General features: G+C 41.2%; 18 protein-coding genes. 12 read left to right on the top strand and 6 right to left on the bottom strand.

The features are described 5' to 3' along the window. The gene (locus GYO_RS41195) at positions 1-1,284 is read left to right on the top strand and encodes a M16 family metallopeptidase (RefSeq protein ID WP_014115551.1); all 1,284 of its coding nucleotides are present in this window, start codon (positions 1-3) and stop codon (positions 1,282-1,284) included. Next, on the top strand, positions 1,281-1,982 hold the full coding sequence (locus GYO_RS41200) for a bacteriocin biosynthesis protein AlbG (protein ID WP_014115552.1): 702 nt from the start codon (positions 1,281-1,283) through the stop codon (positions 1,980-1,982). Before GYO_RS41195 ends, GYO_RS41200 begins: the two co-directional genes overlap by 4 nt. Positions 1,983-2,119: 137 nt before the next feature. Here GYO_RS41200 and GYO_RS41205 read toward each other — a convergent pair whose 3' ends face one another. Further along, positions 2,120-3,475 carry a YncE family protein gene (locus GYO_RS41205; protein ID WP_014115553.1) on the bottom strand — a complete coding sequence of 452 codons (1,356 nt, stop codon included), beginning with the start codon at positions 3,473-3,475 and terminating at the stop codon, positions 2,120-2,122. Positions 3,476-3,701: 226 nt separating this feature from the next. Here GYO_RS41205 and rapF point away from each other — a divergent pair, with 226 nt between their 5' ends. The 8 genes from rapF to GYO_RS41250 all read left to right on the top strand — a co-directional run bounded on the left by rapF (position 3,702) and on the right by GYO_RS41250 (position 9,279). Then, a complete protein-coding gene (gene rapF, locus GYO_RS41215) occupies positions 3,702-4,847 on the top strand; it encodes a response regulator aspartate phosphatase RapF (RefSeq protein WP_014115555.1) in 1,146 nt (381 codons plus the stop codon). After that, positions 4,831-4,950 (top strand): phosphatase RapF inhibitor PhrF, encoded by a 120-nt coding sequence (phrF, locus tag GYO_RS41220; protein WP_009968329.1) that lies wholly within the window; start codon positions 4,831-4,833, stop codon positions 4,948-4,950. Before rapF ends, phrF begins: the two co-directional genes overlap by 17 nt. Positions 4,951-5,190: 240 nt before the next feature. Then, positions 5,191-5,670, top strand: coding sequence for a DUF2712 domain-containing protein (locus tag GYO_RS41225; protein ID WP_041521094.1), 480 nt, complete (start codon positions 5,191-5,193; stop codon positions 5,668-5,670). Between the two features lie 149 nt (positions 5,671-5,819). Next, positions 5,820-6,608 (top strand): membrane protein, encoded by a 789-nt coding sequence (locus tag GYO_RS41230; RefSeq protein WP_014115557.1) that lies wholly within the window; start codon positions 5,820-5,822, stop codon positions 6,606-6,608. After that, a complete protein-coding gene (locus GYO_RS41235; RefSeq protein WP_014115558.1) occupies positions 6,595-7,269 on the top strand; it encodes a hypothetical protein in 675 nt (224 codons plus the stop codon). The genes GYO_RS41230 and GYO_RS41235 overlap by 14 nt, the downstream gene beginning before the upstream one ends. 9 nt (positions 7,270-7,278) lie before the next feature. Then, the gene (locus GYO_RS41240; protein ID WP_238528886.1) at positions 7,279-8,076 is read left to right on the top strand and encodes a hypothetical protein; all 798 of its coding nucleotides are present in this window, start codon (positions 7,279-7,281) and stop codon (positions 8,074-8,076) included. Between the two features lie 2 nt (positions 8,077-8,078). Next, on the top strand, positions 8,079-8,726 hold the full coding sequence (locus GYO_RS41245; protein ID WP_014115560.1) for an ABC transporter ATP-binding protein: 648 nt from the start codon (positions 8,079-8,081) through the stop codon (positions 8,724-8,726). Beyond that, a complete protein-coding gene (locus tag GYO_RS41250; protein ID WP_014115561.1) occupies positions 8,719-9,279 on the top strand; it encodes a hypothetical protein in 561 nt (186 codons plus the stop codon). Before GYO_RS41245 ends, GYO_RS41250 begins: the two co-directional genes overlap by 8 nt. 46 nt (positions 9,280-9,325) lie before the next feature. Here the strand turns inward: GYO_RS41250 and speB are convergent, their stop codons facing one another. Together speB and speE are read right to left on the bottom strand one after the other, a co-directional pair. Continuing rightward, the gene (gene speB / locus GYO_RS41255; RefSeq protein WP_014115562.1) at positions 9,326-10,198 is read right to left on the bottom strand and encodes an agmatinase; all 873 of its coding nucleotides are present in this window, start codon (positions 10,196-10,198) and stop codon (positions 9,326-9,328) included. Between the two features lie 60 nt (positions 10,199-10,258). Then, complete coding sequence (gene speE, locus GYO_RS41260) at positions 10,259-11,089, bottom strand: spermidine synthase (RefSeq protein WP_003222027.1); 831 nt, start codon at positions 11,087-11,089, stop codon at positions 10,259-10,261. Positions 11,090-11,290: 201 nt separating this feature from the next. Here speE and GYO_RS41265 point away from each other — a divergent pair, with 201 nt between their 5' ends. Beyond that, a complete protein-coding gene (locus GYO_RS41265; protein WP_014115563.1) occupies positions 11,291-13,366 on the top strand; it encodes a transglycosylase domain-containing protein in 2,076 nt (691 codons plus the stop codon). A 321-nt stretch (positions 13,367-13,687) separates the two neighbouring features. Here GYO_RS41265 and GYO_RS41275 read toward each other — a convergent pair whose 3' ends face one another. Both GYO_RS41275 and GYO_RS41280 read right to left on the bottom strand, forming a co-directional pair. Next, entirely contained in the window at positions 13,688-14,206 is a 519-nt protein-coding gene (locus tag GYO_RS41275) for a YwhD family protein (RefSeq protein WP_014115565.1), read from the bottom strand. 12 nt (positions 14,207-14,218) lie between these two features. Then, positions 14,219-14,878 (bottom strand): site-2 protease family protein, encoded by a 660-nt coding sequence (locus tag GYO_RS41280; RefSeq protein WP_014115566.1) that lies wholly within the window; start codon positions 14,876-14,878, stop codon positions 14,219-14,221. 108 nt (positions 14,879-14,986) lie between these two features. Between GYO_RS41280 and thmT the strand changes: the two genes are divergently transcribed. Beyond that, on the top strand, positions 14,987-15,175 hold the full coding sequence (thmT, locus tag GYO_RS41285) for a 2-hydroxymuconate tautomerase (protein ID WP_003222038.1): 189 nt from the start codon (positions 14,987-14,989) through the stop codon (positions 15,173-15,175). Positions 15,176-15,217: 42 nt separating this feature from the next. Here thmT and GYO_RS41290 read toward each other — a convergent pair whose 3' ends face one another. Beyond that, positions 15,218-15,637 carry a MarR family transcriptional regulator gene (locus tag GYO_RS41290; RefSeq protein ID WP_014115567.1) on the bottom strand — a complete coding sequence of 140 codons (420 nt, stop codon included), beginning with the start codon at positions 15,635-15,637 and terminating at the stop codon, positions 15,218-15,220. Between the last annotated feature and the right edge of the window lie 79 nt (positions 15,638-15,716).

Genomic DNA, 15,716 nt, shown 5'->3' on the forward strand with positions numbered 1-15,716 from the left:
ATGGAAAAGAAAGCCTTTTTTCAACAACTGGATGAACGAACCGATATCAGATACACAGACAGCGGGCTGAAAATATTCAGATTGAAGTTCCCCCGCGCCCATTTGCGGCTGTGCAATGTGAAAATCGATTTTGGAAGCCGGGATATCCGCTTACAGGCAGAATCAGGTGACACGCTTCTCCCGTATGGCACAGCGCATTTTTTAGAGCATCTTCTCTTCTGGCATAATGGCCGCAATCTGTACAGTGATTTTTTTGCGCATGGCGCGCTTTTAAACGCGTTCACCACCTACACCGATACCAATTTCATGTTTACCTCATTGCCGGATCGGCTCAGACAGACGATCCCCATCCTGCTTGATGCGTTATGGAACCACTCATTTGACAAGAAGATGATCACTCAGGAAAAAGCTGTGATTACAAGTGAAATTCAAACAGCACACCTCAATCATCGACTCTCTTACCATTATCAGCTGATCAGCATGCTTTCTCCCGCCTCACCTGCTGCCGTCTTCCCCGCAGGCAGAATCGAGGACATTAAGGCGCTGGACATCTGTGATTTACAAAAAGCCTACAATGCCGCCTATCAGCCCCAGCGGATGACGCTGTTTTTGATCGGAGGCTCAGAAGACACGGAAGCCCTTTTGCCTCCTCACCTCCGGCTGGAAAAGCGTCCAGATCATAAAGCAGAAAGAAAAATCATCTCCGTTTCCTCTCCACCAGCACTCTCACAAAAAATGGTGCTTGGTAATGAGGAGCGGATGGAAGACACATGGACCGGATTACAGATCGGCGCAATTCCCGGGGAAAACAATCTGTTGACGTTAAAGCTTTATTGGGACATCGCGTCTCGTATTCTATTTCAATTAGATTCACCGTTTTTTCAAGAGATTCAGCAAACGTACCGTCTGGAAGTCGATCGCTTATCGGCCGAGGCTCACATGTATGAGAATGGCGGTTTTTTGATCCTTCACAGTCAAGGGGCGCATTCTTCGGCTTATATTGATGTCGCTTCCTACTATGTCACACAGCAAAAACAACAGATTGAGGCCTGGCTCCAATACGGCAAGGATTCTTTGACTGACGCGATCATTTATGACAGCGATTATGTTCGTAAATGCTTCGAATGGGCGGCAGAGTGTGACAGGTGCGATTGCACGTTTCTCGACATGTACCGAATCATTCACGGTATGAATAGTCAAGATTTCTTGTCTCTCATTGATGCATTGGCATCTTCTAAAAAAGCGGTCATTCATGTTTCTCAGAAAGAGGCGATCGGACAATGAGAAAAAGCAATGTCTTTACCGTGTTGCTGCTGCTCTTAGGTATGGCGGCTTATTCCTTCGGCTGGGTTCAGGCCGTCGCCGAAGCCGCAGCGCAATATGTACAGATATTTAATAACGATGCTTTGCAGCTCGGACTGCTGGCTTGTATCGCTGCCGTTCTGATGCTGCCTGCTTTTCTCTATCTTCACTATGTCATCCAATCCGTAAAAAACATGACAGCAGCTTTTCAGAAACTCACACAGTCTCATCAAAGCTGCTGTGACTTCCAGCATCACAGATTGTGCAGCCGCTATGCAGAAGACGTCAAATCGCTGCGTGACAGCTATAAAAATGTCCGCCAAACATACGTGATGGCTGCTGTATTATGTCAAGTCATCATATTCGGCTGCATGTTCGAAATCGTTAAAGCCGTCCCTTTCCGCCTTCACACGCCCCCTGCCGTTTCAATGGGACTGGCATTGTTGCTGATTTTATATTTATTGTTTTACATGCGAACATACTTGCTGCAGCTTTTCCAGCATGGTACCCTGTTCAAAAAAATTCTTGCGGGAGTGCTGACAGGAGCCGGCATTTGGTGGATGCTAAGTTTCACCATAAGTGAACTGCTGTTTCTGATCTTCCTGGCTGCCATCCAGCAGATCGGATCATTTATTTATAAACGATTCTCTAATCGCGGATTCGCTTCTCTCGATCTGTGAAATAAGCTACATCACAATCACAGACGGACCCGTGCCAACCAGAATCACCGTCACAGCTGTATCATCACTTGTGCGGTACACGGTTACGGTATTATCGTTAGGCTGTGCCGCATAAATATACTGATTGTAGGTGTTGATTAAATTGCAATGGCACCCGGTGAAACCCCAAGAGATATCACAGTTTCCTCAGAATAATCATCTGTGTTGTAAACAATGATGCTCTGCTCTATAAAACGAGTTGCATACAGAAATTCGCCATTCGGGGTAAACGCATAGTCTGTTGCTGATTGCGGAAGATTTCCAATTACGCCTGCTCCATTCGGACTGACAGAATATAAATTGCCAGTGAAGCTGTCATGTAAATACACCTCTGATCCACTCGTAAACATTACATATAGCCCGTCAGGCTCCAGCTCTTGGGTATTGCTGATCGTAAACGTATTTAAATCAATAACCGTCAAATAATTGAATAAGAATTCTTGTTCTAATACATACGCATACCGCTCCGGAGAATCTGTTTCTATGGATGATACGATAAGCTCTCGTTCAATCGTTCCTGTGACTTCGCCGGTGAATAGGTCCACTTTTTGCACTAAACCAAAATTAAGAACATAGGCGAATAACCCATTGGGATCAATTGCAATATCAAAACCTTCTACAGGAATAGACCTCTCGACAGCCAACGTATCAATTCTAATCACATAAATGACAGTGCCGGCGAAAGCATAAGCAAATTCATGATTAGGGATAAATGTAATCGATTGAGGCTGCTGATCCAGCAAAATAGATGCTGTCACCGTTAATGTCTCATAGTCGATGACAGAAATCACATTATTGTTGAAATGCAAGACAAACACAGCGCTTTTATCCGGAGTTATTTCAATACCTGTCGGCCGGTACGGAAGAGCAATCGTTGTCACAACAGTATGAGTGTTTGTATCAATCACAGAAACTGATTGATCATTTGGATTCGCTGTAAACGCATAAACAGGCTCCGGTTCCGGTACAAGCACAATCGTCCCCGTCACCGATAAAGGACTGCCGTAGAACGGCGGAACGACAACAAGGTTCTCGATCGTGATGCCACTGAAATCCGGGCAATCATCCGGGTTATCAGAATAATAGACGACTTGATCGATCTCTGCATTGTGAATGACAGAAACGGCCCCGTCCCCTTGTCCATATTGATTTCGCACTGGTGAGACACTGACGAGAAGCGTAACGGTTCCCTGCAGGCGTACTGCAAATTGAACACCGATTTCATCAGGCTCAGGCCCCGTCTCAATTAAGCAACGTTCACTGACACAAGAAAGGCTGTCTGCATTCCACGTGACGTTTGCAACAGCTTCAGCCGGATCAACAACAAACCCCTCAGGCAATTCAATCGGCGCTTGAAACATTGCTTCACGGCTAGCTTCTTCCTCACAAAAACATAAACATTCTTCTTGTGTGGCTCTTGCTTTTTCTTTAAAGGAAAGCTTGTTTTTTCTCATACCTTCACTTCCTTTTCAGAAATACACTGCTCACGCAGATACAACAGAATATGGAAGGTGAATGTGTTTGCTTGTACAAATTGCTGAGGGCAAAAGCAGTTTTTGAAAAAATCCCCATCAATGCGGTGTAACGAAAGAAAAGATTGCGGTTTTTTTGCGCTTCTCACAAGAATGATGATGATAAAATATGACATATATAGAATAATGAAGGGAGGGATTTACAAACGTGACAGGTGTCATATCTTCTTCTTCCGTCGGAGAAAAGATTAACGAATGGTATATGTACATACGCCGATTCAGCATACCCGATGCAGAGTATTTGCGAAGAGAAATCAAACAAGAGCTGGATCAAATGGAAGAAGATCAGGATCTTCATTTGTACTATTCACTGATGGAATTCCGGCACAACCTGATGCTTGAGTACCTTGAACCACTAGAGAAAATGCGGATCGAGGAACAGCCGAGATTGTCAGATTTGCTGATTGAGATTGATAAAAAACAGGCGCGTTTAACTGGAGTCCTTGATTATTACTTTAATTTCTTCAGGGGCATGTATGAGCTAGACCAGCGGGAATATCTGTCGGCTATTAAATTTTTTAAAAAGGCCGAAAGCAAGTTGGTATTTGTTAAGGATCGGATAGAGAAGGCTGAGTTTTTCTTTAAGATGTCTGAATCTTATTACTATATGAAACAAACGTATTTTTCAATGGACTATGCACGGCAGGCATATGAAATATACAAAGAACATGAAGCTTATAATATAAGATTGCTGCAGTGTCATTCTTTATTTGCCACCAATTTTTTAGATTTAAAACAGTATGAGGATGCCATCTCACATTTTCAAAAAGCTTACTCTATGGCAGAAGCTGAAAATCAGCCCCAATTAATGGGAAGAACATTGTACAATATCGGGCTTTGTAAAAACAGCCAAAGCCAATATGAGGATGCCATAACTTATTTCAAAAGAGCAATAGCTGTTTTTGAAGAATCAAATATTCTTCCTTCCTTACCTCAAGCGTATTTTTTAATTACACAGATCCATTATAAATTAGGAAAAATGGATAAAGCCCGTGAATATCATAGTAAGGGAATGGCTTATTCTCAAAAGGCCGGAGATTTAATATATTTATCGGAGTTTGAATTTTTGAAATCTTTATACTTATCAGGCCCTGATGAAGAAGCAATTCAAGGATTTTTTGATTTTCTCGAAAGTAAAATGTTGTATGCTGATCTTGAAGATTTCGCTCTTGATGTGGCAAAATATTATCATGAACGTAAAAATTTTCAAAAAGCTTCTGCTTATTTTCTGAAGGTGGAACAAGTGAGGCAACTTATTCAAGGAGGAGTGAGATTGTATGAAATTGAAGTCTAAACTATTACTCTCTTGTCTGGCTCTAAGCACTGTGTTCGTGGCAACAACTATTGCAAATGCACCTACACACCAAATTGAAGTTGCACAACGAGGAATGATTTAATGATAACAACCGGTTTTTACCGGTTGTTTTTTGTTAAATAAAAGGCCAAAACAAAAGTTTTGTAAAATATTAATTACTAAGTTATTTTAAATTGGTTTTCCAACCCAGAAACATAATATATAAGATAATTTTTATTATCATAAATGAAAAACCTGTTTACTTTTCCTTTTTATTGAATTATTATATATAAGACTTAAGTTCAGTACAACTTCAATTGAAGGTTAAAATGGAGGATTTATTTTGAAAGTTCAATTCAAAAAAAGGATTAGTTTACTCATCATCATGTTTGGGCTTGCTGTTTCCTCACTAGGTGTTTCACAGGTGGTTCATGCAAAAGCCAATACGAGCGATTCAAGGGTACATTTTACTTTCAGATGGTACAGCCCTTACGACTATACAACTGCTCGAAGAAAACAAAATAGAAGTTACATGTATATGCATCTCCTAAAGAAAGATGACGGAGGTAAATTTGATGTATGGGCAGAGGCAGATAAAAACGTTCACTCTGGCGGGCGCGACTGGCACAACGTATCCGGTGGTGGAACTCACGAAGGAACAGTACACCCGGGTCATACATACTTATTTTCCAACACTGCTGTTGAAGATTACGGGAGAAATGTACCCGTAAGGTTTGGTGGCTACAGCCGCAGCAATGATTCCTTTTCAACTGATTGGAGTCCTGACAGCGTAAAACCTAAGGGAAATTACACAATCTATTAATACCTTTCTCAAAACAAAGCGATCTTACATTAAACAGTAAGATCGCTTTTTAAGGTAAAAATAATATCCATTCTTAAAAATTTTTTATTAAAATAAAACTATCCAAAACTCACATAGAGTTTTAATAAAAAAAAACAGGAGCATTGCACATGATTTCTTTCTTTTTAAAGCGTTTATTAAAAAATAAAGAGATTTATTTCTCTTTATTCATTAGTATCGTTCTTATGATCGTCAGTTATCTAGGTATTCTCTTCTTTCATAAGAAGATCAATCTTCCTTATGAAATACATAACTCACCGTTTTTATCGAATATTGCAGAAGGAAATACAACCTCAGCTCAGACTGTCTGGATTCTCATTCTTCCGTTATTAGCATCACTTCCAATGTCCGGTATGTACCGTGAAGATAAAAATACCGGATTTTTTATGAATGTTATAACAAAAACAACTAAAAAGAAATACTTCACAGTATTATTCGGGTTCAACTTTGTAATTTCGTTTTTCGTCATTATCTTACCATTATTATTAAATCTTTATTTGCTATCGATGACATATCCTTCGGTAAACCCAGACGGGATCGTCAATTACATGGACCCAATCGTTACAGGCGGAACAGACTTAGCAAATCTGTATTACGAACACTCATTAATATATACTCTTATTCTTTTTGCATTAAATGGGATGTATGGAGCTGTTCTTTCTTCCATTGGATTGGCTTTATCATTTTTTATTAAAAAGAAATATTTTGTTTATATCACACCTTTCTTAATCAATTTAATAGGCTTTACTTTACTCAACAACAATTACAATCCAATGAAATATATCGTTAATGATGGAGGGTTTTTGAGTTTAGATAAGTTTATATATTTGAACCTTAGCGTGTTCATTGCAACTACTTTACTTTATATGTGGGGAAAAAAACGCCGTGTTTTATTATAATACTCTAAAATCAACATTAAGAATGAAGTGGCCGGGTATCATCGCCGCTTTACTGTTACAGTTAATTGCTGTTTATTTCTTTTTTTATCAAGAAAATGGTAGTGGTGATGGTTTTGTACTGGAAAATATTTTTTCCTATTGGCATCTCGTTTCTATTTTATGCCCTGCTGCCGTTGTATTTTCTGTTTTGATCTCATCCGATTACTTTTCAATTTATACTGTAATTCGAGTAAACAATGCACCTTATCTAACACTAATATACCTGTTCAAAACACTTTTATTTTCAACAGTATATGGGATTATTATTATGGGTGAATTGTATACTTTATGTGTATTCAATAATACGGGACTATTGTATTTAACCCCTATATCTTTTATCACTCATGTGTTTGCATTTATTTTCATTTGTTATGTTGTTTCATTTACTTTACTGTACTTGAATCAAATCATCGTAGTTTTTCTTTTCATTCTTTTATTTTTGATTGATTACCTTGTATGTAATGGTATGCTCTTTTTAAATGGTTTTGTGCTGGAATTTAGTGATTTGGCTGAATTATTATTGTTTAGATTAGGGATTATGTTGTTATTATTCGGAATTTCTATAGAATCTGTAAAGCGACGTAATTATTTACAGCAGGTTGAAGAGAAAGGAGCAAACTGATTGTCTTTTATGAATATGCTTAAACGTGATATTGTCATGCGTTTCAATGAAAGTAAGATTACATACTTTGTCATTAGCTTAGCTATCGCCCTCCTTCTTTTATGCTTCCTCTGGAATAGCAATAAGACGGGACAGCTAGGCCATCAAAGTTTTTCAGACAGCCTGACCACACTATTTCATTCGATGAATTTCTTTGATCTACATATCTTGTATACACAGCATAGATTATCTATCCCTCTACAATGGATTAGTTTTCAAGTGCTGCCTTTGATGATTGTGGGTAATTTTATGTTTCGTGACATTCAAATTTCTGGAGCTTATATCCTTCCGAAACTCCCCAAAAAAGGAGTATTTATATTCAGCAAACTTTTATCACTGTTTGTTCTGATTGTATCTTTATGGTGCGTATGGCTTTTTATATACATTATGTTATTTACCTCATTTAAAGGCTTTACAGCAGAACTGAACAGCAAGGTAATATTATTTATGTTAATTCAAATCTTAGTCTCGTTTATGTATGCAGTTTTGCTAGAAACCTTAACTTTCATGATATCTTTTATATCAGCATTTATTATTATTGTTGCTTATGTTGTAATATCTATTTTTTTTCACAGCTCTTTATTCATTGCTTCATTTGCTATGGCTGGAAAGTGGGCTTTTATTGATTATTCGCGCATGAACATTAACTACTCAGATGGCCGTTTTTTTCATGCCTCCGATTTTTTATTAATTGCATTTATTTTCTGTGCAGCTTGTACCTTTATCAGCCTAGTTTTTATTAAAAAAACAGATATTTTAGGAGAGTAATTATGACGTCGTATATCGAATGTAAAAATATAGTTAAAAAATTGAAGGGAAATCATGTATTAAATGATATCAGTTTTTCAATTAAAGAAAACGAATTTGTCGTGTTAAGAGGCCATAACGGATCTGGAAAGACAATGATTTTAAGAGCCATCGCCGGACTGTTAACATTAACAAAAGGCGAAGTTTCTGTTAACGGCCTCGTGATCGGAAAAGATATTGACTTCTCTGAACATACAGGTCTGTTAATTGAATACCCAAGCTTTATCCCTGTCTATTCAGGATTTCAAAATCTGAAATTCCTTGCTTCAATCAAGAAAAAAGTATCTGATGAAGAAATAAAAGAAGTAATACGAAAAGTTGGGTTAGACCCTGAAGATAAGCGTAAAGTCAAACGATACTCATTAGGAATGAAGCAGCGCTTAGGAATTGCTCAGGCAATAATGGAAAAACCCAAATTACTTCTTTTAGATGAACCGACAAATGCCTTAGACAAAAAAGGGATTAATCTTATACTGGATATTCTAAAAACCGAAAAAGAAAACGGCACAACAATTGTAGTGGCTAGTCATGATGATACACTATGTGAAAATAGTGTTGTCGACAGAATTATTGATATTAGTGAAGGTAAACTGGAGGATGCAGATGAATAAGCGTTGGATTTTCTTTATTGTTTTATTAATAATAGTAACATTCAGCTGTGTTCGTATCTATACAGTGAACGCTCAAAATGATAAATACACTCCAAAAAATATTAATATTGTTGCAAACCAAACAATCGATACAGGGAAAGGAATAAAATTACATATACTAAAACCATTAAAGCCAATCAAATCATTTGATAAAGAAACAAATTCCATAAAATATATATACATTTTGCCTTTTAATGCTGAAAATACTTCTAATCATAAAATTACTCTAGAGGAGCTTTCACCGGACGGAAAAAACTTTTTATTTTTTGGTCAGTATCAATATAATAAACAATTGATGCCTTATAATTATGATTTGCCGGATAAGTATCAATTCAATACAGAGATTCCATCAGGGAAAACAGTACTAGGATATGTAGGATTAAGTTTGTATCCCGACGAAAAAGTAAATTATAAAAATTTCAATCCTGAATCATCAAAAGTATTTGCTTATTATACTGTAATAGACGACGAATCTAATAAAAGAATTTCTTATAAAATGACTTTAAATAATTAAAAGATGAAAAAGGGTCTGAATTACATTCAGGCCCTTTTATTAAAAACTATTTCACAAACCCAAGCAGCATTTCACGGATGATTTTGCTGGCTGTGTTTGCCGTTTGTTCTGAGTGGTCATACACCGGTGCGACTTCCACTAAATCAGCGCCTTTCACGTTTACCTCTGAACGCGCGATTTCATGAACAGACGCAAGCAGTTCTTTAGACGTGATGCCCCCGGCGTCAACGGTGCCCGTTCCCGGTGCGTGTGCAGGGTCTAATACGTCAATGTCGATTGTGACATATACCGGACGGCCCGCAAGCTTCGGAAGCACTTCTTTCAGCGGTTCAAGCACTTCAAATTTTGAGATGTGCATGCCGTTTTCCTTCGCCCATTCAAACTCTTCCTTCATGCCGGAACGGATTCCGAATGAATACACATTTTGCGGTCCGATCAATTCTGCCGCTTTGCGGATCGGCGTGGAGTGAGAAAGCGGTTCTCCCTCATAGTCAACGCGAAGATCTGTATGTGCATCAAAATGGATAATCGCAAGGTCTGGGTATTTCTTGTGCATTGCTTTAATGACAGGCCATGACACAAGGTGCTCCCCGCCCATGCCCATTGGGAACTTCCCTTTTTCTAAAATACTGTCCACATATTCCTCAATCATATCAAGGCTTCGCTGCGGATTTCCGAACGGCAGCGGAATGTCGCCGGCATCAAAGAAGTTCAGATCGGCCAGATCACGGTCTAAATACGGGCTGTACTCTTCAAGGCCGATTGACACCTCGCGGATTCTGCTTGGGCCAAAGCGTGAGCCCGGGCGATAGCTGACCGTCCAGTCCATCGGCATGCCGTAAAGGATGGCGTCCGCCTCCTCCCACTCGGGACGGCTCGCAATAAATACTTTTCCTGAATAAGCTTCATCAAATCTCATCTATAATACCCTCGCTTTCCTGTAAAAAAGCGCAAGATTCGCTCCTGCGCCATACCAACATTATTTAATCAGGTCACTCACAAATTTCGGCAGAACAAAGGCCGCTTTATGAATATCTTTTGTGTAATATTTCGTATCGATTTCAAAGAAACGGCTATCTTCTACTGCAAGTGGATCATATTTTTTCGAACCGATCGTAAATGTCCACAAACCGCTTGGGTATGTCGGAATGTTCGCCGTATACAGCTTCGTAATCGGGAAGATTTCCTTCACGTCTCGCTGTACATTTGTGATTAATTCCGGTGTAAACCATGGGTTGTCCGTCTGAGCGACGAAAATACCGTCTTCTTTCAGCGCCTTCGCGATTCCCGCGTAGAATCCTTTTGTAAACAGATTTACAGCTGGTCCGACAGGTTCAGTTGAATCTACCATGATCACGTCATATTGATTTTCAGATTTCGCAATGTGCATAAATCCGTCATCCACCTGCACGTCAACGCGCGGATCATCCAGTTTTCCTGCAATAGAAGGAAGGAACTTTTTAGAGTATTCGATGACCTTGCCGTCAATATCAACTAGTGTCGCTTTTTTCACGCTCGGATGCTTCAGGATTTCTCTGATGACGCCGCCGTCACCGCCGCCGACTACAAGAACGTGCTCCGGATTAGGATGCGTAAATAATGGGACATGCGCTACCATTTCGTGATAAACGAATTCGTCTTTTTCAGATGTCATCACCATGCCGTCCAAAAACAGCATGTTGCCGAACTCTTCTGTTTCCACCATTTCTAAATGCTGAAACTCCGTTTGTTCTGTATGTAACGTTTTGTTAACCTTCATTGTAATGCCAAAGTTTTTCGTCTGCTTTTCTGTGTACCAAAGTTCGCTCAATTGTCATCTCCCTTTCAAGGCTGTATTTATTTATTGTAAGCGTCTTATCAGCTTTTATTCTCGGTTGAAATCTCATTTTCACCTAAGGAAAAAGTATAGAGGATGGCGGGGAAAAAGTAAAGATACGTCCTGTTCTGCGATGTTTAAAAATGATCTTTTTTTCTCATAATAGTAGAAACATAAAAAAAGGGGGAACCCGTTGTGGATGCAATGACAAATAAACGGCTGAGACTGACGCTGAAAACCGTTCGCGCCTTTATCTTTTTAGGGGCTTTGGCGGCCTTAGCGGCAGCTGCTGTGTTTATGACTGTCATTTTGATAGCCAAATACCAGGGCGCTCCCTCCGTGCAAGTGCCGCAATCCACGATTTTGTATGCGAGTGACGGCTCAAAGCTCGGGGAAACGAATTACGGTGAAAAGCGCTATTGGGTCCCCTTAAAGGACATGAATCCGACGATTGTAAAAGCGACAGTGGCGGTTGAAGACCAGAATTTCTACGATCATCACGGCTTTGATTATAAACGCATGGCCGGTGCGGCGCTTGCTGACCTGAAAGCATTTGCCAAGGTTCAAGGCGCAAGCACCATCACCCAGCAATATGCGAGAAACTTATATCTTGAACACGATAAAACGTGGAAACGAAAATGGAATGAAGCGTTCTACACGATCCGTCTGGAACAAAACTATTCTAAGGACGAGATATTAGAAGGCTATTTAAATACGATTTACTACGGCCATGGTGCCTACGGCATTGAAGCCGCTTCCCGCCTGTATTTCGGCAAGCATGCGAAAAATCTGACAGATGCGGAGGCGGCGCTTTTGGCGGGTATCCCAAAAGGCCCTTCCGGCTATTCGCCGTATGTCAATGAAACAAAGGCCAAGGAGCGCCAGAAAACGATTGTGCGGATGATGGAAAAGCAGCGGATGATCAGCCATAAGAAAGCGGATGAACTGATGAAAGAACCTCTTTCCTATCAGCCTTTGAATAAACAAGTTTCCAAGAGAAAGGCCCCTTATTTCTATGACAATGCGATGAGAGAGCTGGAGAAAAAGCTCGGCCTGACGAGGGAGCAAATTGAAACGAGCGGGTTAAACGTCTATACGACAGTAGATAAACGGATGCAGCGCATCGCCGAGGAGACCATTACCGAAACGGTTAACGCCGGCTCTGACATTCAAGTCGGATTTTCAGCTATTGATCCCCGCACAGGAAACGTTCTCGCCCTTGTCGGCGGCAGGGATTATCAAAAAAGCCCGTTTGACCGGACGACGCAGGCGAAGCGCCAGCCTGCTTCGACGATCAAGCCGTTACTGTACTATAAAGCGATCCAGAGCGGATTTACACCAGTCACCTTGATGAAAAGCGAAGAAACCGAGTTTCAAATTGATGCAAAGGGAGAAACCTATTCTCCAAGCAACTATAACGGATACTACGCCAACAAGCCGATTACGCTTCTGCAGGCGCTGGCGCTTTCCGACAACATTTACGCTGTGAAAACACATCTCTTTCTTGGCATGAACAAGCTCGTACAGGCGGCAAAGGAATTCGGTATCACTGCGCAGCTTCAAGCACTGCCGTCCCTGGCGCTCGGCACCGAACCCGTGCGCCCAATTGAGATGGTCAATGCCTATGCCATGCTCGCAAATGGCGGGAAGCAAATCGAACCGACCTTTATTTCGAGGGTCACGGACGCAGCGGGACATGTGCTGTATGAAAGCCCTAATCAGCATAAACAAGTGCTCGATGAAAAAGCCGCTTTTGTCACGGCGAGTATGATGACAGGCATGTTTGATACGGATTTAAACGGCTATACGTCGGTAACCGGACGGACGATCGCCAACCGCCTGACAAGAACGTATGCGGGAAAATCAGGAACCACCAGCGCAGACAGCTGGATGATCGGCTTCAATCCAAAGCTGGCTGCAGGTGTTTGGACGGGCTATGACAAAAACAGCACCATCGACTCGGTCGAAGAAAAGAGCTATGCCAAAACGATTTGGGCTGACTTCATGGAGAATGCGCTCAAAGGAGAACCGGAAACTGCATTCAAACCGCCAAAAGGCGTAACCGGCGTGTACATTGATCCGGCAACGGGCTACACGTCCGGCCCCGGCTGCACAGCCAAGCACTACACGTATTTTGTGAAAGGCACTGAGCCATCAAACGTATGCTATGGGGCAGAACCTGCAAAACAAACAAAAGACCTGCATCCAGTCAAAGAGAAGCCTGCTTCACCGAAAAAGTGGTGGGACAAATGGCTGGGGCGAAATCATTGAAAATAACCCGTCTCCTCGGAGGCGGGTTATTCGTATGGTTCCTTCATAATGGATGGAAGCAATGTTACGCAATCGAGCTAAACAATCAGTTCCGGGAATCCTTCGAGGATAAAGTGGTGATTTCTCATTTCTTCGACGTCGGCTTTAATCTCCCAGTCACCGACTCGAATGGTTTCGTACATCATCTTACACTTGAAAATGAAAAACCCCGAGTCTTGTTTCGGCTCGGGATTTTCCATGTCCTATTTCTGTATCACCAGTTTACTCAATGTTTACGAAAAATAGTTCAAATTTTCTAAAAGTTCACAGAAAGTTCACAAATTAATTGTCTTCCGGAAGCAGGCCTGTTTTTAATTCATCTGAGGACCGGTCCCATAGGTCCTGATCATGATTTTTCAGAAACTCGCCGAGCACACGCTTCGAGCTGTCGTCCATTTTATCAATGATAATTTTCCGTTTCATTGATTTATCCATTAGATTCACATGCTCAGGCAGCGATTTGTAGCCTCTTCTGATGCTTCTGTCGACCGTCAGTTCACAAGCTGTCACCCCTGCGTAATAAGGCCCCTCTTCTCTTCTGTCAATCGTCACCCACACAAGCCAGTATGGTTTGCCGTTTGGAACTTCTTCTTTATTCGGCAGAAATTTAATTCCTTTTTCAACGGTGCTGCGGGCGTGCATAGCACCGATGTCAACGAACGCTTCTTTTTCCTCTACATCGACGAATACAGGGGAAATGTTATCGAGGCTGAGTGCCCCTACACCGAAACCGCCGTGTCCGTCTGTCGGATCACTTTTGATAATATTAAACCCGATTGATTTTTTCTTTTTTTCTTCCATGAGTTCTACCTCCTACAAAAGCGGTTGAAATATCGCTGAAAACAGCTCTAAAATCGAATCTCTTCCGGCATTGAGCATCGGCCAAAGCACGTAAGATCCGAGCGGTGTCACAAACAGAACCAAAAAGACGATAAAGCCGTAGTTCTCCGCCTGCGTCATCTTGGCACGCACCCCCGGCGGAACAAGATCTTCGATTATTCGATAGCCATCGAGCGAAGGAAGCGGCAGCAGATTAAATAAAAACAAAACAAGATTCAGCTGTATCCAAATGGAAAAGAACTGATCAAGTCCCGTGCTGAATGCCGCAAGCAGCTCCATTCCGTATGCATGCATCAACACTAACAAAAAGAAACCGATAAACGCAAGAATCAGGTTACTGACGGGTCCGGCAATAGATACAAGCACGCCGGCAAGCCGCGGTTTCTTAAAGAAGCGGCGATTGACGGGAATAGGGCGCGCCCATCCGAAGCCGGCCACCAGAATCAAAATGGTTCCGAACGGATCAAGGTGTTTAATGGGATTGAGTGTCAGTCTTCCTTGTTTTTTCGCCGTATCGTCACCGAACTTGTATGCGACATAAGCGTGGGCAAGCTCATGCACCGTAAACGACACAATTAACGTGATGACGAGGTATGGCATTAAAGATAACGGATAATATAAAAAACGGTCCAAGTGAGATATCCCTCTTTCTAAAAATGCAAGAATTTACTTTATTCAGTATACTATAAGAAGCCTCTTTTTCTAAAGAGAGGAAACGAGATAAAGGAGGATTCAGCACCCATGCCATACGTAACCGTCAAAATGCTCGAAGGCCGTACAGACGAGCAAAAACGCAATCTTGTCGAGAAAGTAACAGAAGCCGTAAAGGAAACAACCGGTGCTTCTGAAGAAAAAATTGTTGTATTTATAGAAGAAATGAGAAAAGACCATTATGCCGTCGCAGGCAAACGCCTGAGCGATATGGAATAATCTCTATAAAGCCGGCGCTTCGCGCACCGGCTCTTTCTATCCCTATTGGGCCAGCTTCCCAATAATCGCTAGGAACGTCTTTTTCTCTTCGATTGTTAAACGTTCAAACATGCTGTCAATCAGCTGCTGGCGGTTTTCGATCATTTGCTCAGCTGTTCCCCGGCCCGATTCAGAAAGCGTAATCCATACAGTACGGCGATCATTGTTATTTCTGGATCTCTTAATAAACCCCTCCTGTTCTAAATGATTCAGGGCGGTGGTTGTAGCAGAGGGAGACAGTGTGACCTCCTTCAGAATATCCTTTATGGTGCAGCTCCCATGTCTGTATATAATCCGCAGAATAAATCCTCTTACATTATTCACGTGTTTCGGAACAGTGGCTTCATCTAATTGCTTCGTGCTTTTCAAGTATTTTGTAAGTGCGTGATCCAGCAAATTTGCTTCCAGTTTGTCATGGTCCATGTAGATTTCCCCATTTCGAGATGCATTCATAACATACGAACGATATGATTTACTTATTATTTTACTGATTCCGGATAGG

The organism is Bacillus spizizenii TU-B-10, from assembly GCF_000227465.1.
Taxonomy (GTDB): domain Bacteria; phylum Bacillota; class Bacilli; order Bacillales; family Bacillaceae; genus Bacillus; species Bacillus spizizenii.

Bases quoted from the DNA above. Each gene is read 5' to 3' on its own strand.
- GYO_RS41195 (WP_014115551.1), top strand. From the start codon at position 1: ATGGAAAAGAAAGCCTTTTTTCAACAACTGGATGAACGAACCGATATC.
- GYO_RS41200 (WP_014115552.1), top strand. From the start codon at position 1,281: ATGAGAAAAAGCAATGTCTTTACCGTGTTGCTGCTGCTCTTAGGTATG.
- GYO_RS41205 (WP_014115553.1), bottom strand. From the start codon at position 3,475: ATGAGAAAAAACAAGCTTTCCTTTAAAGAAAAAGCAAGAGCCACACAA.
- phrF (WP_009968329.1), top strand. From the start codon at position 4,831: ATGAAATTGAAGTCTAAACTATTACTCTCTTGTCTGGCTCTAAGCACT.
- GYO_RS41230 (WP_014115557.1), top strand. From the start codon at position 5,820: ATGATTTCTTTCTTTTTAAAGCGTTTATTAAAAAATAAAGAGATTTAT.
- GYO_RS41240 (WP_238528886.1), top strand. From the start codon at position 7,279: ATGAATATGCTTAAACGTGATATTGTCATGCGTTTCAATGAAAGTAAG.
- GYO_RS41245 (WP_014115560.1), top strand. From the start codon at position 8,079: ATGACGTCGTATATCGAATGTAAAAATATAGTTAAAAAATTGAAGGGA.
- GYO_RS41250 (WP_014115561.1), top strand. From the start codon at position 8,719: ATGAATAAGCGTTGGATTTTCTTTATTGTTTTATTAATAATAGTAACA.
- speB (WP_014115562.1), bottom strand. From the start codon at position 10,198: ATGAGATTTGATGAAGCTTATTCAGGAAAAGTATTTATTGCGAGCCGT.
- GYO_RS41275 (WP_014115565.1), bottom strand. From the start codon at position 14,206: ATGGAAGAAAAAAAGAAAAAATCAATCGGGTTTAATATTATCAAAAGT.
- thmT (WP_003222038.1), top strand. From the start codon at position 14,987: ATGCCATACGTAACCGTCAAAATGCTCGAAGGCCGTACAGACGAGCAA.
- GYO_RS41290 (WP_014115567.1), bottom strand. From the start codon at position 15,637: ATGGACCATGACAAACTGGAAGCAAATTTGCTGGATCACGCACTTACA.